Annotated in this window: 24 protein-coding genes; 14 read left to right on the top strand and 10 right to left on the bottom strand. The window is 62.9% G+C overall.

The annotated features are described in order from the left end of the window. Positions 1-12: 12 nt before the first annotated feature. Genes thiD through ACP15R_RS15655 form a run of 11 tightly spaced genes read left to right on the top strand, consistent with a single transcriptional unit; the run spans position 13 to position 8,098 of the window. Positions 13-822 (top strand): bifunctional hydroxymethylpyrimidine kinase/phosphomethylpyrimidine kinase, encoded by an 810-nt coding sequence (gene thiD / locus ACP15R_RS15705; protein ID WP_424987403.1) that lies wholly within the window; start codon positions 13-15, stop codon positions 820-822. Further along, positions 819-1,814: an FAD-dependent oxidoreductase gene (locus ACP15R_RS15700; RefSeq protein WP_424987402.1), complete on the top strand. Its 996-nt coding sequence runs from the start codon at positions 819-821 to the stop codon at positions 1,812-1,814. Before thiD ends, ACP15R_RS15700 begins: the two co-directional genes overlap by 4 nt. Then, positions 1,798-1,995, top strand: a complete 198-nt coding sequence (gene thiS, locus ACP15R_RS15695) for a sulfur carrier protein ThiS (protein ID WP_424987401.1) — start codon at positions 1,798-1,800, stop codon at positions 1,993-1,995. Before ACP15R_RS15700 ends, thiS begins: the two co-directional genes overlap by 17 nt. A gap of 2 nt (positions 1,996-1,997) precedes the next feature. After that, entirely contained in the window at positions 1,998-2,771 is a 774-nt protein-coding gene (locus ACP15R_RS15690; protein ID WP_424987400.1) for a thiazole synthase, read from the top strand. Next, positions 2,768-3,364, top strand: a complete 597-nt coding sequence (locus tag ACP15R_RS15685; protein ID WP_424987399.1) for a thiamine phosphate synthase — start codon at positions 2,768-2,770, stop codon at positions 3,362-3,364. Before ACP15R_RS15690 ends, ACP15R_RS15685 begins: the two co-directional genes overlap by 4 nt. Next, positions 3,361-4,356: a ThiF family adenylyltransferase gene (locus ACP15R_RS15680; RefSeq protein ID WP_424987398.1), complete on the top strand. Its 996-nt coding sequence runs from the start codon at positions 3,361-3,363 to the stop codon at positions 4,354-4,356. Before ACP15R_RS15685 ends, ACP15R_RS15680 begins: the two co-directional genes overlap by 4 nt. Beyond that, the gene (locus ACP15R_RS15675) at positions 4,353-5,291 is read left to right on the top strand and encodes an ABC transporter substrate-binding protein (protein WP_424987397.1); all 939 of its coding nucleotides are present in this window, start codon (positions 4,353-4,355) and stop codon (positions 5,289-5,291) included. Before ACP15R_RS15680 ends, ACP15R_RS15675 begins: the two co-directional genes overlap by 4 nt. Further along, entirely contained in the window at positions 5,288-5,968 is a 681-nt protein-coding gene (tenA, locus tag ACP15R_RS15670) for a thiaminase II (protein WP_424987395.1), read from the top strand. The genes ACP15R_RS15675 and tenA overlap by 4 nt, the downstream gene beginning before the upstream one ends. Continuing rightward, positions 5,968-6,699 (top strand): ABC transporter ATP-binding protein, encoded by a 732-nt coding sequence (locus tag ACP15R_RS15665; protein WP_424987394.1) that lies wholly within the window; start codon positions 5,968-5,970, stop codon positions 6,697-6,699. The genes tenA and ACP15R_RS15665 overlap by 1 nt, the downstream gene beginning before the upstream one ends. Further along, a complete protein-coding gene (locus tag ACP15R_RS15660) occupies positions 6,690-7,439 on the top strand; it encodes an ABC transporter permease (protein WP_424987393.1) in 750 nt (249 codons plus the stop codon). Before ACP15R_RS15665 ends, ACP15R_RS15660 begins: the two co-directional genes overlap by 10 nt. An 11-nt stretch (positions 7,440-7,450) precedes the next feature. Beyond that, positions 7,451-8,098, top strand: a complete 648-nt coding sequence (locus ACP15R_RS15655) for a TenA family protein (protein WP_424987392.1) — start codon at positions 7,451-7,453, stop codon at positions 8,096-8,098. Positions 8,099-8,109: 11 nt separating this feature from the next. On the opposite strand, the gene ACP15R_RS15650 is transcribed toward ACP15R_RS15655, so the two are convergent. From ACP15R_RS15650 to ACP15R_RS15605, 10 genes are all read right to left on the bottom strand, one after another. Further along, on the bottom strand, positions 8,110-8,571 hold the full coding sequence (locus tag ACP15R_RS15650; RefSeq protein ID WP_424987391.1) for an OsmC family protein: 462 nt from the start codon (positions 8,569-8,571) through the stop codon (positions 8,110-8,112). 21 nt (positions 8,572-8,592) lie between these two features. Continuing rightward, a complete protein-coding gene (locus tag ACP15R_RS15645; RefSeq protein WP_424987390.1) occupies positions 8,593-9,294 on the bottom strand; it encodes an ABC transporter ATP-binding protein in 702 nt (233 codons plus the stop codon). Continuing rightward, positions 9,284-10,039, bottom strand: coding sequence for an ABC transporter ATP-binding protein (locus ACP15R_RS15640; protein ID WP_424987389.1), 756 nt, complete (start codon positions 10,037-10,039; stop codon positions 9,284-9,286). The genes ACP15R_RS15645 and ACP15R_RS15640 overlap by 11 nt, the downstream gene beginning before the upstream one ends. Continuing rightward, the gene (locus ACP15R_RS15635; protein ID WP_424987388.1) at positions 10,036-10,959 is read right to left on the bottom strand and encodes a branched-chain amino acid ABC transporter permease; all 924 of its coding nucleotides are present in this window, start codon (positions 10,957-10,959) and stop codon (positions 10,036-10,038) included. Before ACP15R_RS15635 ends, ACP15R_RS15640 begins: the two co-directional genes overlap by 4 nt. 4 nt (positions 10,960-10,963) lie before the next feature. Continuing rightward, positions 10,964-11,857 carry a branched-chain amino acid ABC transporter permease gene (locus tag ACP15R_RS15630; RefSeq protein WP_424987387.1) on the bottom strand — a complete coding sequence of 298 codons (894 nt, stop codon included), beginning with the start codon at positions 11,855-11,857 and terminating at the stop codon, positions 10,964-10,966. A 99-nt stretch (positions 11,858-11,956) separates the two neighbouring features. Further along, positions 11,957-13,156, bottom strand: coding sequence for an ABC transporter substrate-binding protein (locus ACP15R_RS15625; RefSeq protein WP_424987386.1), 1,200 nt, complete (start codon positions 13,154-13,156; stop codon positions 11,957-11,959). Positions 13,157-13,231: 75 nt separating this feature from the next. Further along, positions 13,232-14,122 (bottom strand): SMP-30/gluconolactonase/LRE family protein, encoded by an 891-nt coding sequence (locus ACP15R_RS15620; RefSeq protein ID WP_424987385.1) that lies wholly within the window; start codon positions 14,120-14,122, stop codon positions 13,232-13,234. Then, positions 14,119-14,328, bottom strand: coding sequence for a tautomerase family protein (locus ACP15R_RS15615; RefSeq protein WP_424987384.1), 210 nt, complete (start codon positions 14,326-14,328; stop codon positions 14,119-14,121). Before ACP15R_RS15615 ends, ACP15R_RS15620 begins: the two co-directional genes overlap by 4 nt. 134 nt (positions 14,329-14,462) lie before the next feature. After that, positions 14,463-15,206: a response regulator gene (locus ACP15R_RS15610; protein WP_424987383.1), complete on the bottom strand. Its 744-nt coding sequence runs from the start codon at positions 15,204-15,206 to the stop codon at positions 14,463-14,465. Then, entirely contained in the window at positions 15,203-16,453 is a 1,251-nt protein-coding gene (locus tag ACP15R_RS15605; RefSeq protein WP_424987381.1) for a GAF domain-containing sensor histidine kinase, read from the bottom strand. Before ACP15R_RS15605 ends, ACP15R_RS15610 begins: the two co-directional genes overlap by 4 nt. Positions 16,454-16,853: 400 nt before the next feature. Here ACP15R_RS15605 and ACP15R_RS15600 point away from each other — a divergent pair, with 400 nt between their 5' ends. The 3 genes from ACP15R_RS15600 to ACP15R_RS15590 all read left to right on the top strand — a co-directional run bounded on the left by ACP15R_RS15600 (position 16,854) and on the right by ACP15R_RS15590 (position 18,996). Next, positions 16,854-17,360 carry a nuclear transport factor 2 family protein gene (locus ACP15R_RS15600; protein WP_424987380.1) on the top strand — a complete coding sequence of 169 codons (507 nt, stop codon included), beginning with the start codon at positions 16,854-16,856 and terminating at the stop codon, positions 17,358-17,360. Positions 17,361-17,443: 83 nt separating this feature from the next. After that, the gene (locus ACP15R_RS15595; protein ID WP_424987379.1) at positions 17,444-18,211 is read left to right on the top strand and encodes a nuclear transport factor 2 family protein; all 768 of its coding nucleotides are present in this window, start codon (positions 17,444-17,446) and stop codon (positions 18,209-18,211) included. A gap of 470 nt (positions 18,212-18,681) precedes the next feature. Next, positions 18,682-18,996 (top strand): hypothetical protein, encoded by a 315-nt coding sequence (locus tag ACP15R_RS15590; protein ID WP_424987378.1) that lies wholly within the window; start codon positions 18,682-18,684, stop codon positions 18,994-18,996. Positions 18,997-19,144 lie beyond the last annotated feature (148 nt).

The following is a 19,144-nucleotide window of genomic DNA, read 5'->3' as shown; positions in this document are numbered from 1 at the left end:
GGAGACGTGCCGTTGACCGCCAAGACCCCGATTGCCCTGACGATTGCAGGCTCTGACAGCGGCGGCGGTGCCGGCGTGCAGGCCGACCTCAAGGCGATGTCCGCAAATGGTGCCTATGGGGCCAGCGTTATCACCGCGGTGACGGCGCAGAACACGACCGCCGTGACCGCCGTGCACGAAATCCCGGCGGCGATCGTTGCCGCGCAGATCGAGGCGGTACTGTCGGATCTCGAGGTTGACGCGATCAAGATCGGAATGCTGTTTTCCCCGGCGGTCATCGAAGCCACGGCACAATGCCTTGGCACCTATCGCGGCCCTGTCGTTGTCGATCCGGTGATGATCGCAAAATCCGGCGATGCGCTTTTGCAGGACGCGGCGATTGATGCGATGATCCGCCATATCCTGCCCCGTGCCACCGTGCTGACCCCGAACCTGCCCGAGGCCGCGCGGCTGCTCGGGGAACCCGAAGCCCAATCGACCGACGAAATGGCCGAACAGGGGCGGCGGCTGGTGGCGATGGGGCCGGCCAGCGTTTTGATGAAGGCCGGCCATGCCACCGGCGAAACCTGTACCGACCTGCTGATTGACGCGACCGGCGTGATTGCGACCTGCGAGGCCACGCGGGTGCATACCCGCAACACCCACGGCACCGGCTGTACCTATTCGGCGGCCATTGCGGCGCATCTGGCGCGGGGGGCCGATCTCGCCGGAGCCGTGAAAACGGCGCATGGGTATCTGCAATCCGCGATCCGCGCGGCGGACGACCTGCATATCGGCAATGGACATGGCCCGGTTCACCATTTTCACGCGCAGTGGTCATGACCCGGATCACCATCATAGGGGCCGGCGTTGCGGGCCTGTGCGTTGCGCGCGCCCTGCGCGACCGGGGGGCCGATGTCACGTTGGTCGACCGGCACGCGCAGCCCGGCCCGCATGCCTGTTCGTGGTGGGCCGGCGGCATGCTGGCCCCGTTCTGCGAGGGCGAAAGCGCCGAGGAACCGGTAGTGCGCCTTGGGGCCGAAGCCGCGGATTGGTGGGCAGCCAAGACCGGTGCCGTTTCGCGCAACGGTTCGCTCGTGGTGTCGCCAAGCCGCGACAAATCGGATCTTGTGCGGTTTGCACGCCGCACCAGCGGGTATCGCAAGGTCACGGCCCCCGAGATCGAGACTCTTGAACCCGACCTTGGCAACCGCTTTGCGACCGGGTTGTTCTTTGAAACCGAAGCGCATCTGGCTCCGCGCACCGCGCTTGCCCGCCTGCGGGACGGCCTTGCCTCCGATGGCGTCACCTTCGTGCAGGAAGACGCCGATCCCGAGGCCCATGCCGGGCGCGGGCTGACCATCGACTGCCGTGGCTTTCAGGCCCGCGATGCCCTGCGCGATCTGCGCGGGGTCAAGGGCGAAATGCTGGTGTTGTCCTGCCCGGACATCGAATTGCGCCGGCCGATCCGCATGCTGCACCCGCGCGTGCCGCTCTATATCGTGCCGCGTGGCGACGGCATCTTCATGCTGGGTGCCACCATGATCGAGGGCAGCGCCGGCCGACATGTCACCGCGCGCGCGATGCTCGAACTGCTGAGCGCGGCTTATGCCCTGAACCCGGCGTTTGGCGAGGCCGAGGTGATAGAAATCGGCGTCGACAGCCGCCCGGCCTTTCCCGACAACCTGCCGCGCATCCGCCGCGACGGCAACCTGATCCGGGCCAACGGGCTGTATCGCCACGGCTTCCTGCTGGCCCCGGCGTTGGCGCGGATGGTGGCGGAACTGATCTTTGACAACACAACCCCCGAGGTGATGGATGAAATTGCAGCTTAATGGCGAACCGGTCGAAACGCGGGGTGACACCCTGGCCGACCTGCTCGAAGCGGAAGGGTTCGGCGGAGCCAAGGTTGCCACCGCGGTGAATGGTACCTTCGTACCCGCCGGGTTGCGGGCCGGGCATATACTGGCAGAAGGCGACAGCGTCGAAGTGCTTGCGCCCATGCAGGGCGGATAACGATGCGCGATTTTTACGGCACCCGGCTGGCCAGCGGCTTCATGCTTGGCACCGCGCAATACCCGTCACCCGCCATCCTGGCCGATGCCTTCCGGCGCAGCGCCGCCAGCGTCGCGACGGTATCGCTGCGACGTGAGAGCGGGCGGGACCGGCAAGGACAGGATTTCTGGCAACTGATCCGCGACCTGGATGTTCACATCCTGCCCAACACCGCCGGCTGTCACAGTGTCAAAGAGGCCGTGACCACCGCCCACATGGCGCGCGAGGTCTTTGATACCAAGTGGATCAAGCTCGAGGTCATCGGAGAGGAAGACACGCTTCAGCCGGATGTGTTCGGCCTGGTCGAAGCCGCGCGAATCCTGTCGCAAGACGGGTTTCAGGTGTTTCCCTACACCACCGAGGATCTCGTCGTGGCCGACAGGCTGCTGCACGCGGGATGCGAGGTCTTGATGCCCTGGGGCGCGCCGATCGGTTCGGGGCTTGGGCTCAACAACATCTTTGGGCTGCGCGCGATGCGGGCGCATTTTCCCGACGTCCCGCTGGTGATCGACGCGGGGCTGGGCCTGCCCTCGCAGGCGGCGGCGGCGATGGAGCTGGGGTTTGACGCGGTGCTGCTGAACACCGCCGTGGCCAAAGCCGGCGATCCCGCCGCGATGGCCGAAGCCTTTGCCTTGGCGATCCGCGCGGGCCAACAGGCCCATGCCGCCGACCCGATGGAACCCCGCGACATGGCTGCGCCCTCGACCCCGATCATCGGAAAGGCCTTTCTGGAATGACGCTTGACCGTTTCTATCCGATCTTTGACAACGCCGACTGGCTCGACCGGCTGGTGCCGCTGGGGATCAAGCTGGTGCAGCTGCGCATCAAGGACGCAACGCCCGACGATATCCGCCAGCAGCTGCGCAGGGGCAAGGCGGTGTGCGACGCCCATGGCTGCACGCTGATCGTCAACGATTACTGGCGGATCGCAATCGACGAAGGCTGTGATTTCATTCACCTTGGACAGGAAGACCTGGACGAGGCCGACATCGCCGCGATCCGGGGCGCGGGCCTGCGCCTGGGGATCAGCACCCATGACAAGGCGGAACTCGCCCGCGCCCAGGCGCTGACGCCGGATTACATCGCGCTTGGGCCGATCTATCCCACGATCCTCAAAAAGATGAAATGGCACGAGCAGGGGCTCGACCGGCTGACCACATGGCGCGGATTGATCGGCGATACACCGCTGGTGGCCATCGGCGGCATGTCAATCGAACGCGCGCCCGGTGCCTTTGAGGCCGGGGCCGACATCGTGGCTGCCGTCACCGACATCACCCTGAATGACAGCCCCGAAACCCGTGTGCGCGCATGGCTGGCGGCGACAAGATGAACCGCTATGCGCGCCAGATCTGCCTGCCCGAAATGGGCGAGGCCGGACAAACCGCCATCGCGGCGGCGCATGTCACGGTGGTTGGCGTTGGCGGGCTGGGCGCTCCGGCACTGCAATATCTTGTCGGTGCGGGTGTCGGGCGGCTCACGCTGGTGGATGGCGATACGGTTGCGATGTCGAACCTGCATCGCCAGACGCTGTTTCGTGAATCCGACATCGGCAAGCCAAAGGCAACCGCCGCCGCGGACACCCTGCGCGCGCTGAACGGCGATTGCAGGATTGAAACGCTGATTGCCCCGCTGGACCCCGCAAATGCCCCCGATCTGGTGCGGCGCAGCACGCTTGTGCTGGATTGCGCCGACAGTTTCGCCGCCAGCTATGTCCTGTCCGATTCCTGCCGCGCGGCGGGCGTACCGCTGATCAGCGCTTCGGTGCTGGGGTTCACCGGCTATGTTGGCGGGTTCTGCGGCTCGGCCCCGTCCCTGCGCGCGGTGTTTCCCGACCTGCCCGACCGCGCCGCGACCTGCGCCACGGCGGGGGTCATGGGACCGGTGGTCGGGATGATCGGCGCGGCGCAGGCGCAGATGGCGCTGGCCTGTCTCCTCGGACAAACCCCGTCACCGCTGGGCCAGCTGATCAGCTTTGACATGCAGGGTTTTCGAACCTCCGGCTTTCGCTTTGACACTGCGCCCGACCCCCGGCCGGACCTGGCATTCATTGCCCCCGGTGCCATCGCCACCCCGGATTTCGTCGTCGAACTGCGCGGTATCGACGAGGCCCCGGCACCGGTCTGCCCCCATGCCCGCCGCCTGAGCGTGGCAGAGTTCGCCGACCAGAAACCCAGACCCGACAGCGATCAACGCGCCGTCCTGGTTTGCCGCTCCGGGCTGCGCGCCTGGCAGGCGGCCACCGCCCTCCGGTCTTATTGGGACGGAGACATTTCACTCGTCGCCATGGGCGATACGCCATCAAAGGAAAGATCCGACATATGAGACTTGCTTCACTGACTGCGGCCATGACGCTTGCCGCCTCGCCCCTGATGGCTGCGGATGACATGACCATCATCCTCGACTGGTTCATCAACCCCGACCACGGCCCGATCATCGTGGCGCAGGAAAAGGGATATTTCGCGGAACAGGATCTGGCGGTTGAAATCATCGCCCCCGCCGATCCGTCGGACCCGCCGAAACTGGTCGCTGCGGGCCAGGCGGACCTGGCGATTTCCTACCAGCCGCAACTGCACCTGCAAATCCACGAGGGCCTGCCGTTGCAACGGGTCGGCACATTGGTGGCGACCCCGCTGAACTGCCTGCTCACACTTGCCGACGGGCCGATCAGCACGCCCGCGGACCTCGCAGGCAAGAAGGTGGGCTTTTCGGTCGGCGGCGTCGAGGGCGCGGTTCTCGGCTCGATCCTGCGCCACCACGGTCTGTCGCTCGAGGATGTCGAACTGGTCAATGTGAACTGGTCGCTGTCGCCGTCGCTGATGTCGGGACAGGTCGACGCGGTGATCGGGGCCTACCGGAATTTCGAACTGAACCAGATGGAAATCGAAGGGGTCGAGGGCAACTGCTTTTTTGTCGAGGAAGAGGGCCTGCCCGCCTATGACGAGCTGATCTATGTCGCCAATACCGGGTCGATGGACAAGGACATGATCGCCCGCTTTCTGGCCGCGACCGAAAAGGCGACCCAGTATATCGTGAACCACCCCGAGGACAGCTGGGAGGTCTTTTCAGGCACCTCTGCCGAGCTTCAAGACGAGCTGAACGCCAAGGCCTGGGTTGATACGCTGCCGCGGTTTGCGCTGCGCCCCGCCGCGCTGGATGCCGGGCGCTATGCCGCGTTCGAGAGCTTTCTGAACGAAGCCGGACTGACCCCGGCGGTGAACCCCGTGGCGGCAATTGCAATCGATGTGACGGCGCAATGATGCCCCCCGATTATGGCAAGACCTTTGGGCTCTGGCGCGCGGGCGCGTCAGAGCCATGGCACAGCTACACGCATCACCGCTTTGTCGAAGGGCTGCGCGACGGCAGCCTGCCGCGTGAATGCTTCCTGCATTACCTGATCCAGGACTATGTGTTCCTCGTGCATTTTTCCCGCGCCTGGTCGCTGGCTCTCATCAAGGCCGAGACGCTTGACGAGATGAAGGTTTGCGCGGGTACCGTTGACGCGCTGGTCAACCAGGAGATGGGGCTGCACGTCAAGACTTGCGCCAAGGCCGGCATCGACGAGGCCGCATTGTTCAACGCGACCGAAGCGGATGAAAACCTCGCCTATACCCGCTATGTCATGGATGCCGGTTTGCAGGGCGATTTCCTTGACATGATGGCCGCGCTTGCGCCTTGCGTCATGGGGTATGGGGAAATCGGGCTGCGCCTGGCCGAGGAACAGGCCGCCGACACGCCCTATGCCGAATGGATCGCCACCTATGCCGATCCCGAATACCAGGCGGTTTGCAAGACAGTGGGCGGGATGATCGATTCCGCCGTCGCCCGACGGATCGGCGACCTGGCCGGCGCACCGCGCGCGGCCCAGCTGCAAAGCCGGTTCACCCGCACCACGCAGCTTGAGGTCAATTTCTGGCAAATGGGGCTGACCCCCTGATGTCGACCTCACCGGGGATCCAGTTGCAGGGGCGGCATCGTATCGACGGCAAGCTGCTGTTTGATGTCGATCTTGCCATTCCGGCGGGCAGGTGGACCTGTCTGCTGGGCAAATCGGGCGTTGGCAAATCTACCATCCTGCGGCTGATCCTCGGGCTGGAAACCGGCGGCAGCTTTGCCGGTACGTTCCACGCAACGGACAACGCGCCGCTGGATGGGCGGATCAGTTACATGGCACAGTCCGACCTGCTGCTGCCATGGCTGTCGGTACTCGAAAACATCTGCATCGGTGCTCGGCTGCGCGGCGACACCCCCGATCTGGCGCGCGCCAGCCGGCTGCTCGACCGGGTGGGGCTGTCGCAACATGCCGCACACAAGCCCGCCACGCTGTCGGGTGGCATGCGGCAAAGGGCGGCGCTGGCGCGCACCCTGTTCGAAGACCGGCCGATCGTGTTCCTGGACGAACCGTTTTCCGCGCTCGACGCGGGCACCCGCGCCGACATGCAGGAACTGGCCGCCGAGGTGCTCTCGGGGCGGACCGTCCTGCTGGTGACCCATGACCCCGCCGAAGCCGCACGGCTGGCGGATCAGATCACGGTCCTGACCACCGAGGGTGCACAGAACTGGCCCGTGCCCGTAACCCCCGCCCTGCGCGCGATCAATGAACCCGACACATTGTCCTGCCAGGCGCAGCTGCTCGATTACCTGCGGGGGCACAAGGCATGCGCCTGAGAGATATCCTGCTGGCGCTGCTGATCGGGATCGGTCTCTGGCAATTTGTCGTGGTGCTGACCGACGCGCCGCATTTCATCCTGCCCTCGCCATGGCGGGTGGCCCAGGCCGCATGGAACAGCCGGGCGATCATCCTTGAAAACGCATGGGTGACGCTGACCGAAGTGATGCTAGGCCTGCTGGTCGGCACGATCCTCGGGGCGATGACCGCGATCCAGCTTGCCTATTCCCGTACGGCGGAACGCCTGATGCTGCCGATCCTCGTGTTCACTCAGGCCGTGCCGGTTTTCGCGCTGGCCCCGCTGCTGACCCTGTGGTTCGGCTATGGCATGGGGTCGAAAATCGTGATGGCGGTTCTGATCATCTATTTCCCGGTGACCTCGGCCTTTCATGACGGGCTGGTGCGGATCGACAGCGGCTATCGCGATCTTTCGATCTCGATGAGCGCCAGCAAGTGGAAATTCCTGCGCCACGTTCAGATCCCCAACGCCCTGCCCAGCCTTGGAACCGGTTTGCGGCTGGCCGCGGTCTATGCCCCGATCGGGGCGGTGATCGGCGAATGGGTCGGGGCGTCGCGCGGGCTTGGCTATCTGATGCTGCTGGCCAATGGGCGGGCCAAGATCGACCTGATGTTCGCCAGCCTGATCGTGCTGGCCAGCCTGACAGTGACCCTGCACATCCTTGTTGGCCTGCTGGCCACCCAACTCACCCGCTATGCGCGGGGCAAATCCACCAACTAGAGGGCACAGACATGCGCGCCACCGACACCTTGCGAAGCTCCGTACAAGACACCTGGAACGCGGCAACCGATCATCCGTTTTGCAAGGCGCTGGCGGACGGGTCGCTGCCGCTGTCCAGGATGCGCTGGTACCTGGTGCAGGATTACAAGTTCGTCGATCACTTTGTGCGGCTGTTGGCCACCGCCATCGCCCATGCACCGACCCTGGCCGACGGGGTGCCGGCGGCGCAGTTCCTCGGGTTGGTGACCAGCACCGAGAACACCTATTTCCTGCGCAGCCTTGAGGCGCTGGAGGTGTCCGAAGATGACCGCAACGCGCCCGCCGCGCCCCCGACGCGCGCGTTTCAGGACCTGATGACCACGGCACGGAATTCGGGGCGTTATGAACAGATGCTCGCGGTTCTCGTGGTCGCCGAGTGGAGCTATCTCACATGGGCCGAGCGCTATACGTCCTATGACGCGGAACTGCCGTTTTGGTTCGCCGAGTGGATCGACCTGCATAGCGGCGAAGGGTTTCAATCGGTCGTGGCCTATCTGCGCGGCCAGCTTGACGCGATCTGGGATGGGCTTGACGATCGGCAACGGGCCGATGCCACCGCACTGTTCCAGCAGGCGGTGGCCTGTGAATTGGCGTTTTTCGAGGCTGCGTGGGAGGTGTAGGAGTCGCACCGTCACCCGGTGCCGATCTGCCAGTCTTCGCGGATGTCACAGCCCGCCTCACGCAGGATCACCGAAACCGGGCAACGCCGGGCAACGGCCTCGCGGAGATCATCGAGCTCCGCGGGGCTGATGGATCCGGCGATCCGGACCTTGAGCTCGATCACCGGAAACGGCTGGCGCACCGTGGCCTTTTCAAACACGCCACGGGTGTCGAAATGCCCGACCAGCGACATCCGCATGTCATCGATCCCGAGCCGTTTCTGCTGTGCGATGAACTGGGTGATGACGTTGGTGCAGGCCAGAAAGGCCGACAGCATATGTTCCAGCGGCGTGGCGGCGATATCGGTTCCGCCCCGTTCGGGGGGCTCGTCCACAACGATGGTATGCTGGCGCGCCGTCAGTTCGGTCATGGCGGCATTGATCGCGGTGCCATCAACCGCAATCTTGAATATATCGGGCATTGTGTGGGCCACGACAGGTCTCCTTCCTTCTGTTCAGACGGTCAGGTAACGTTCGATCAGTTCGGTATTGCCGCGTACGTCATCGGGCAGGCCCTCGAACTGGATCTCGCCCTTTTCCAGGATGTAGACGCGGTCGCTGAGGGACAGGACGAATTCCAGGTTCTGTTCCGCCAGCACCACCGACAGCCCCTGTTGCCTGAGCGTCGCGATCTGGTCGCGCAGGTCGTCAACCACCAGCGGTGCCAGCCCTTCGGAGGGTTCGTCAAGCAGCAACAGCTCGGGATTGCCCATCAGCGCACGTGCGATGGTCAGCATCTGTTGTTGCCCGCCGCTCAGATAGCCCCCCTTGCGCAGCTGGATGCGTTCGAGATCCGGAAACAGCGCAAAGACCCGCTCTTCGGTCCAATCCGCGCCACCTGTCCCGGCCCGCCGCGCGATATCGAGGTTTTCCCAGACCGTAAGCTCCGGAAAGACCCGGCGATCCTCGGGCACGAAGCCGATGCCGTTGCGGGCGATCTGGAATGTGGACAGCCCGCGCATATCCGCACCTTTCCAGCGGATCGCGCCCTGATGCGGCGGGGTCAGCCCGACAATGGATCGCATCGTCGTGCTCTTGCCCACGCCGTTGCGGCCCAGCAGACCGACAACCTCGCCTTGTTGAACCTTGAAAGACAGCCCGAACAGCACTTCGGAGATGCCATAGGACGTTCGGATGTTTTCGACATCAAGCAGCATTGTCGGCATGCTCCCCCAGATAGATGCGACGCACATCCGGGTCTTGCCGGATCTCGTCGGGATTGCCGGTCGCGATCAGTTCGCCGTGATGCAAAACCGACAGCCGGTCGGCGATGGAAAACACCACGTTCATGTCATGCTCGGTAAACAGCAGCGTCAGATTTCGCGACTCGGCGATCTGGCCGATCAGCGAAATGCTGTCGATCGTCTCTTGCGGCGACATGCCCGCGGTCGGCTCGTCAAGCAAGAGCAGGTCCGGTTCCGAGGCAAGCGCCACCGCCAGTTCCAGCTGTTTTTGCTTGCCATAGGACATCACGCCCGCCGTGTTCCCGGCCTCGTTGCCCAGATGCACAAGGTCGAGCATGCGCATGACATCCTCGCGAAACAGCGAGGCCCCCGGCCGCAGCATGTTGAACATCTGTCCACGGTCGGCGATCAGCGCGACCTGCACGTTCTCAAAGACCGAAAGTTCGGGATAGATGTTGATCCGCTGAAACGACCGGGCAATGCCCAGCTTGACGATCTGGTAGGGCTTGAGCGCCGTAAGCTCCTTGCCACGATAGCTCACCTTGCCTTCCGTCGGCCTGAGATGCCGGGTGATGCAGTTGAAGAACGTCGTCTTGCCCGCGCCGTTGGGGCCGATGATGGCGTGTTTCTCGCCCTCGTCCAGCGACAGGTTGACCCCGTTGAGCGCCTGGAACCCGCCGAAATTCATCCCCAGGGACTTGATGCTGAGCAGGCTCATTTGTTTCGCCCTCCGCGTTTCTTGAATGCCCCGACCAGCCCGTCCGGGAAGAAGAACAGCACCACCAGCAGAATGGCTCCCAGCACGGTGGGCCAATAGACCGTGAACTCGGTGGTGATCCGGTCAAAGACGATCAGCGCGCCGGCCCCGATCAGCGGGCCAAAGAACGACCCCACACCGCCCAGGACGGTCATGATCAGTACCTCGGCCGAAGCCGACCACCAGGCGCTCTCGACAAAGACCGAGTGGTTGAACAGCGTGAACAGCGCCCCGGCCACCCCCGCGAACATTCCCGCGATGACAAAGGCCACGTGCTGGACCCTGCGAACGTTGACGCCGATGAACTCAGCCCGGTTCCGGTTCTCGCGCGTGGCCTGGAGTGTAAAGCCAAAGGCCGAGTGGACCAGCACCCAGATCGCCGCCACGCAGAGCACGCAGATGACCAGCGCGAAATAGTAGAAGGTGGTTGGTGATTTCAGCGCCTGGGGCACCGCGACGCCGATAAAGCCGGTATCGCCGCCAGTCACCGACACCCATTTGAAGGCGACGGCCCAGACCAGCTGGCCAAAAGCCAGCGTCAGCATGGCGAAATAGACTTCGGTCAGCTTGACGCAGAAAAAGCCGATGATCGCCGCCCCCGCCGCGCTGAACGCGACCGCCCCGGCAAAGGCCAGCACAAAGGGCAGTTCCAGCGTCGTCAGGAAGATCGCACAGGCATAGGCCCCCATCGCGAAATACGCCGCATGACCAAAGCTGAGCAGGCCGCCATAGCCCAGCAGCAGGTTGAAGCTCAGGGCGAACAGCCCAAAGATGATGATCTCGGTGCCGAGATAGATAAAGAAGCAGTCCCCCGTCAGCGGCAACAGCGCAAACAGCACCAGGGCGGCCATCGAGATGATCGGTGTAGAAAGTCGTGACATGATGTTACTCTCCCGCCTGCGGTTTTCCGAGCAGGCCCCAGGGCCGGATCAGCAGCACCAGCACCATCATCAGATAGACCATGACGATCTCCAGTTCCGGAATGAGAAGGATGCCAAAGGCCGACAGCAGCCCCAGCAGGATGGCCCCCAGGAAAGCGCCGCCTAGGCTGCCCAGCCCGCCGATGATGACGATGATGAAACATTCGACGATGATCTCGGCGTCCATTCCCGGTGCCAGCGCAATAGCGGGCGCGGCCAGTGCGCCGCCAAAGCCCGCAAGCGCCGAACCGGTGACAAAGACCAGCATGTAGATGCGCCCCACGTTGATGCCCAGTGCCTGGAGCATTTCCCTGTCTTGCCGCGCGGCCCGCACCAGGCGTCCGGCACGGGTCTTGTTGACAAAGAACCAGAGCGCGATCGCCACCGCCACGCCAAGCACGCAGAGCACCAGGCGATAGGCCGGATACCAGGCAATCCCCAGGTTGACCGCGCCGTCCAGCCCCGCCGGGAAAGAGACGGACAACATGTTGCTGCCCCAGAAGAACTTGACGAAATCGCCGATCATCAGAACCAGCGCGAAGGTAAAGAGCAACTGGTAGAAATGATCCCGGTCATAAAGGTGGCGCAACATCGAACGCTCGATGCCCCAGGCAATTGCCGCCAGCACCGCCGCAGAGCCCAGCGCCGCCAGCCAGAAGCCACCGGGAAACCCGCCCAGCAGATTGACCAGCGAAAAGCACACATAGCCGCCGATCATGTAGAACGCGCCGTGGGCGAAGTTGAGTACGCCAAGGACCCCGAGGATGAGCGTGAGGCCCGCCGCGATGATGAAAAGGTTCAGCCCGAAGGACAGGCCATTCATGAGCTGGATAAACAGCAGCACAGGATTATCGAACATCCGTCCGGTTCCTTTCGGAGATGATTGGTCGCTCGGAAAAAGACCGGCCCGTCCGGTTGGCGAAGCGCAGGCTTCTGGACGGGCCGGACAGGGAGAAACTCAGTCCATCAGCCCGTCGGCCGGAACATATTCGATGCCGTTCAGCATCTTGTAGGGATACCCTTCAAGCGTGCTGTCGCCCATCTGGCCCCAGAACTGGCCGCGATTGGCCTGGTGGTCGCTGGCGCGCATCGTCTGTTCGCCGATGATCGTGTTGATCGTCAGCCCTTCGAGCGCGGCAATGACCGCATCGGTGTCGTCGCTGCCGGCCTTTTCGATCGCCTCGGCCAGCCACTGGGTGGCGATATACCCGGTCGACGGCCAGGAGGGCGTGTGTTCCTGTCCCAGCACCTCGCTCAGCTCCGCGACAAAGGCCTTGTGATCGTCATTGGGCGAGAAATAGAAGGCCTCGTAGGTGTTGGTCCAGATCGAGGACGGCATGTCGTCGCCCATCTGTTCGGACACGACCGGCGCGCCCACTTCGCCGGCGCTGATATACTGGAACTTGTCAAAGAACCCGAACGGCTTGGCCTGTTTCGCGAAGGTCGGGAAAATTCCACCCCAGATATTGGCAAAGACGCCGTCACAATCCGCGCCCATCACCTTGGTGATGAAAGGCGTGTAATCGGCAGTGCCGAATTTCGGCCAGACCTGTTCGACGATCTCGGCCTGCGGGCGGATCTCTTTCAGATGCGCGCCAAAGGCCTCGTCCAGGCTGTACCCATAGGAATAGTCCAGCAAGATCGTGCAAATCTTGTCGAGCCCCAGCCGGTCGGCGATGACGGCCGCGGATTTTCCCTCGGTATTGGTGTTGGCCGCCGCCCGGAAGACGTATTTGTGAAAATTCTCGGGCTTGGTGATCTCGGTGGTCTTGGGGATCGACGCGATATAGACCACGCCTTCCTGCTTGGCGACTTCGGAAATCGCCTGTCCCTCCGAGGACGAGATACCGCCAACCAGGAAATCGACCTCGTCCTTGGTGATCAGGTCGCGGGCGGCGGATGTGGCCTCGCCGGGGTTGCACTTGCTGTCGCGGTGATAGGTCACGACCTTCTTGCCGTTCAGCCCGCCCTCGGCATTGATCTTGTCGACCAGCATCTGGTGCCCCTTGAGCGCGAGATCGCCAAAGATCAGACAGGGGCCTGACGTGGCATATAGCGCGCCGATCCTGATTTCATCTTCTGCCGCCGCCGCAGCGGTGGCGCCGAGGCCGAGCATGGTGCCGATCACGCCGGAACTAATGAGTGCCTTGTATTTCATGGTTGGAATCCTCCCGTTATGTGGCCATTTGCCTGGCAATGCCTTAGGTTTGGCCGCTCCTCCGCGGCCGGGTCGTCAAAAAAGATGCAGCCCCGGAGTGCGGGTTCTGCACCGGTAGAGCGATGTCGAGGCGGTAAAGAAGATGCTGCGCATGTCGTCATCGCCCCAGGTGAAATTCGCCACCAGTTCCGGGACCAGGATCGCGCCCAGGCAGGTGCCGTCGGGCGCGAACACGTGAACCCCGCCGGGGCCCGTGCAATAGAGATTGTCCTTGCAATCAACCTTCATGCCGTCCGGATGCCCCGCCGCGGCCCCTTCGGGCCTGACCCAGACTTCGCCACCGGCCAGCGAACCGTCCGGCGCGAGCGTGAACTTGCGCACATGCAGGTTTTCGGTGTCATTCACGTAAAGAACGCTTTCATCCACCGACAGGCAAAGCCCGTTGGGCTGACCGAAATCATCCGCGAGACAGCGCAGGTCCGAACCGTCCTCGTTCATCGAATAGACCCCGCGATGATCCAACTCGCAGGCGCGCTCGACCCCGAAAACCGGCATCCGCCCATAGGTGGGGTCGGTGAAATAGATGCGGCCGTCGCTGTGAACGACGATGTCGTTGGGGCTGTTGAGCTCCTTGCCGTCGAAATGCGTGGCCAGCGTCACGATGGAACCGTCCGGTTCCGTGCGGGTGACGCTGCTGGTCGCGTGCTGGCAGGACAGCATACGGCCCAGCCGGTCATAGGCATTTCCGTTGGCCATGTCGGATGGCTTGCGGAACGTGCTGATGGCACCGGTATCCGGATCCCAGCGGCGCATGTGGTCGCCCGGCATGTCCGAAAAGGTCAGGTGACGCTCGAGGTGGTGCCAGATCGGCCCCTCGGTAAACTCGAACCCGGTGCCAAGCTGTTCGACCACGACATCCTCGCCGATCACCTCGGCAAATCGGGGGTCTCTCGACTCGGCGGTCATGATCCGGCCCGCAATTCTTTGACACGGGTGCCGCCGGCGAACCAGTCAACCTCGGCGACCTCTTCGAAAACCACCCAGACGTTTTCCTTTGGGATGCCCGCGGCTTCTGACAGGGCGTTGGTGACGGATGTCGACACCTTTGCCTTGATCCCTTCCGGGTCGTTGGCAATCACCTCCCGCACCAGGCGGATATTCACAAATGGCATATGCTCCTCCTCTCGGGACCGGAAACTCGCGGGTCCTGAGAGCAAGCCTAGGCAAGGTGCGACAACCTGTCTGCGAGGGTCTCCGCAGAGAATATTGCGGGAATCCGCAATACCCCTGCGCAGCCTTGCGGATCTCAGCAGTCGCGCTCGGCCAGCCTGTCCGATAGCCAGCGTTCCAGTTCGGCATCGTCCGAGGCAAGCTGGTCCGGCGTCACCAGCCCGCGCGTCAGCGCGGTAGAGATCGCGCGGGTGCGCATGTTGAAGGTCTCGCCCCACGCCTCGCAGGATGAATCGCCACGGTCGAGACCAAGCTTGCCATAGAGCGCCTGTAGCCGCGCCTGCACCGTTCGCAACGAGATCCGCCGCCGGTTCGCGATGGCCTTGTCGGTCAGACCCACACACAGATCCCGCAATACCTCGCGCTCGGATTCGGTCAGCGCGCCCTGCGGCGGGCTGTCGGCGTTCTGCAGTTCGCGCACGGTGCGGTCGATGACACATTGCCCGCCGATGAAAACCCCCTGGATCGCAAGTTGCAGCATGTCCTCGGCGGCAGATTTCAGGATATACCCGTACACCGCCTTGTCTGGCACGATCCGCGATATGCCCCTGACATAGGCCTCTTCTGAATAGTTCGACCAGAACAGGATCCGGGTTTCGGGACGCCGCCGCCACAGCCGGCGCGCCGCCTCGACACCGTTCAATTCGGGCATCTGCAAATCCAGCACCACCGCGTCCACGTCCCATTCTTCGGCAAGCTTCAGCGCGCGCGCACCGTTCTCGGCCTCGATGATGTCGATGTCGGCGGGCATCGCATGCCGCAATGCAGAGCGCAGAAAGGTCCGGTGCAGCGCGTCATCCTCGACGATGAGCATGGTCATGATATCGGTGTCTCCGTTGCGACGTTTCGCTCTGGCAGGCCGGGCAACCGGATCTCCACCCGCGTGCCGCCGCCCGGGCGCGCATGGATGCTTTCACTGGCCGAGATCAGCCTAGAGCGGGTGCGGATGTTGCTCAACCCGCCGCTGGAGGTATGAGCGGCCTCGGGAATGCCGGCACCGTCGTCATCCACGACAACACAGAGCCGGCCCTCTGTCTCGGATACCCTGACCGTGATCGTCGCGGCATCGGCATGGCGAACGGCATTGGTGACCGCCTCCTGGACGATCCGGAACAGGGTGGTGCGCATGGTGTCGGGCAAACGGTCCACCGCCCCCGCGGTGTCATCGATGACATGTTTGGACAGCAAGGCGTTGGCGTTCGAACAGGACCGGTCGAGATGCGCTTCCACCGCTTCGGTAAAGCCGAACAGTTGCAGGATGCCGGGCCGCATGTCTTCGACGATCCCCCGCAGGTCGTTCAGCGCGGCACCAAGCTCGTTCTCGATCAGCATCAGTTCATGGGTGTCGCCGGGCCGTTGCCGCCGGGCGCGGCTGAGTCGGCGCACGATCCGGGCAAGGTCGGCAAGCGTCTGATCGTGAATGTCCATGCCAAGCCGCTGGCGCTCGTGCTCCATGCCTTCGGTCAGGCGTTGTGCCCCGATCCTCAGCGCTTCCTCCCGTCCGATTGCTTCGGCCTCGGCCACCGCCGCAACCCGCGCGCGCCGGCCTTCCTCGATGGCAAAGAGATAAGGGGCAAGAAGATCGGCAACCGCCCGCACCCGGTCGAGCATGGTCTCGTCATAGGCCCCCACGGTGCAACGGCTGACCGCCAGCGATCCGATGATCTGCCCCTGGATCGTTAGCGGTACGATGATGCGGCTGCGCAGGTTGGCGTCAAAGATCGGCCCGTTATCGGCCCCCAGGAACAGGAACCGCTTGTCGGTCTGGGCATCGCCGGACACAATCCAGTCGACCCGGCCCAGCAGCAGATCACGGATCGGGCTGGTGGCGGTGGGTCGCAGCGACTTTCCGCTGTCGGTCCAGCTGGTGGAAATTCCGGCCTCGTAACAGACCTGCATCCCCGCGCCATGCAGCAGCACGATATCTAGGTGATCATGCGGCAGGAGTTTTTGCATTTCGTCAACAAAGCTGCGCAGCACCAGATCATGTTCGAGCGGTCCCGCAATCGCGCGGGAAATTGCGCGCAATCGCCCCAACAACCAGCTGTTTGACGTTTCAGTGACCATGGCAAACCATCCGCAACACGGCTTCTCTCCCGGATGTTAACGTGAACACTATCATGCAGCCCGCGTGCCCGGGTCAAGCGCCGCAAATTCGGCCCTGCATCAAAAGGCACATTGCTCCCCCTGTTGTATCCGTCACCCAATGGGGCCTTATTCACACGAGCCAGGGTTCCCGGATCGGGGAAGAACGATGAGAAATGTTTGACCACATCGTCACCGGCGGCGGCACTGCCGGACCCGTTATGACCTTGGGCCTGACCCGGAACCCGCGATGCCGGGCCAGGCGGCTGGCAGGCTCAGGGGCACGGATGCCGCCTCGATCCCCAGCCTCAACTCGGGCCGAATGAAGCCCCCACGATCCCCGTGGACGAGTGGGTGGCCACGACATGAAAGGAAGGACCACATGAACACCAACCCAACCCGACGCGCCGTTCTCGCAACCTCGACCGCGGCGGCGCTGACTGCAACACTGGCAAGCAAAGCAGGAGCACAGGAAATGGACGCACAATCCCAGGCCACTTTTGATACGGTCATGGCCTTCATGGGCGCCATGGGCAGCGGCGACATGGACAAGATGAATGAACTGATGGCGGACGACATGGTCTGGCACAACGAAGGCGACTCGTCGCTGCCGTGGATCCTTGGCGACATCAAGGGCAAGACGGCCATCTTCGAATTCCTGCCGGTCTTTGGTGCAAACCTGACGACGACCAAATGGGAAAACACCGATGCCTTTGCCTCCGGCGACACCGTCGCGGTGTTCGGCGTTATGGCGGCAACCGCAACCAAGACCGGCAAAAGCACGGGTGACTTTTCCTTTGCCCTGCGCGCCAAGGTAAAGGACGGAAAGGTCGTGCTTTGGCACTGGTTCGAAGACAGCTATGCTGTCAGCCAGGCCTATCACGGCTGATCAGCCGGGGCGGGTGCGATACCACCCGCCCCACGCATCAAAACCAGTCTGGGATACCGGCACGGAACATCAGGAGACCGATCATGGGCAAGGGTTTGGACAATGTCCGCCGCCTCTATCTCGAAGGGATCGCCGGCGGCAACGCCCGGCAGGCCGTTCTGGACTATACCGGCCACCGCTATACCCAGCATTCCACCGGCGTGGGGGACGGGGCAGAAGGTTTCCTGGCCTTTTTCGAACCCTTCGTCGCGCGCAATCCGAAACGTGATATCGAGATCAGGCGGATTTTCCAGGACGGCCCCTGGGTGTTCTGCTCGGCCTACCAGTCGCTGAATGACGGCGCGGCGGAATGGGTCACGATGGACCTGTTTCACACTGATGAGACCGGGCTGATCCTCGAACATTGGGACACCATCGCCCCCTATGTCGCCGAAACCCGTTCGGGCCATGACATGGCGGGCGGCACCCGCACGGTCGACACCGCCGCCGACAGCGAGGCCAACAAGGTGCTGGTCCGCGAATATACCAAGCAGGTGCTGCAACAGCGCCAACTCGACAAGCTGCCGGATTATGTTGCCAAAGACCTCATCCAGCACGCCCCCTCGCCCGCCGACGGTCGCGACGGGCTCGTGGAATGGCTGGCCTCGGACGAGGCCGGAGATTTCGAGTTCCTGTTCAAGCTCGTGGGCCAGGGCGATTTTGTCGCCACCTACGCCAAGCGGCACGCCAACGGCAAAGACCTCGCGGTCTTCGACGTCTACCGCGTTGCGGACGGCAAGATCGTCGAACAATGGACAAACGCCGAAACCATCGGCCCGCGCGAAACATGGGGAAATTCGGGGAAATTCTGACGCTGCACTCCGCCTGCTTTCGCGTCGGAACAGCGCGGCACGGGCGGCAAATGTCAAAGGCGCATGGCTTCTTGACCAGAGGCAGAAAACCCGGCTTTTCTCTGCGCAGGGACCTGTTCGGGGATATGCGCTGTCGATGTCTCTCGAATGCGGGCAGACCGGACATCTGCCCAGTTCGACTCCCATTTGAGTTTCTCAGCCGGGTGTGACGAATGCACAAGCGATCCCGCCGAACCATGGCTTGCCTGACCTATGACCGTCGATCGGAAACGACTCGCCCCGCCCCCGGGGAATAGAAATTGTCAGAAACCTTGGTGCAAAACGCGGCACCGCATATTGAATGTTGCAACTTGTGATTTACTGATCGGGGCAATCTTACAACGCCATTGAGCCCGCAAATTTCTGGCCAGATCGCAAAACTCCGTGTTAAAATTGCCGTATTGCAAATGAAATTGATGGAGTAACAAATAATGCCGGTGTTTTTTGTATCATTCGACCTGAACCACGATGACGGCTATGATCACTATTCTGGTTTCGTCGCCGAACTGAACAAGCTTCGGGGTCACAGGATCATGAACAATTCCTGTCTGGTGAATATCAAGTCCGGCAGCGCAAAGACATTGCTGGATCACCTGAAACCGCATCTTGAAGACACGGACCGAATTTTTGCGGCGCGGATCGACTCCGCGAATTCCTATTTTCTGCACGCCTATCCGGGAACTAATGACTGGATCAAGCACAACCCGCTTGATCCGCAAAAGCCCGCTCCGGCCAGCGTGAACTGAGCGAACGTCACAACAACCGGAACAGACATGAAACACCCGGCGCATCTGGCGCCGGGTGTTTTCATTTTCACGATACTCTCAGCATAGTGGCGCCCTGATCCCGTCCTCTCGACCAGAACCCTTTGGGGGGATAGCCGAGCGAGCGGAA

The organism is Microbulbifer sp. S227A, assembly GCF_049800935.1.
This window is presented reverse-complemented; position numbering and strand designations above follow the sequence as displayed.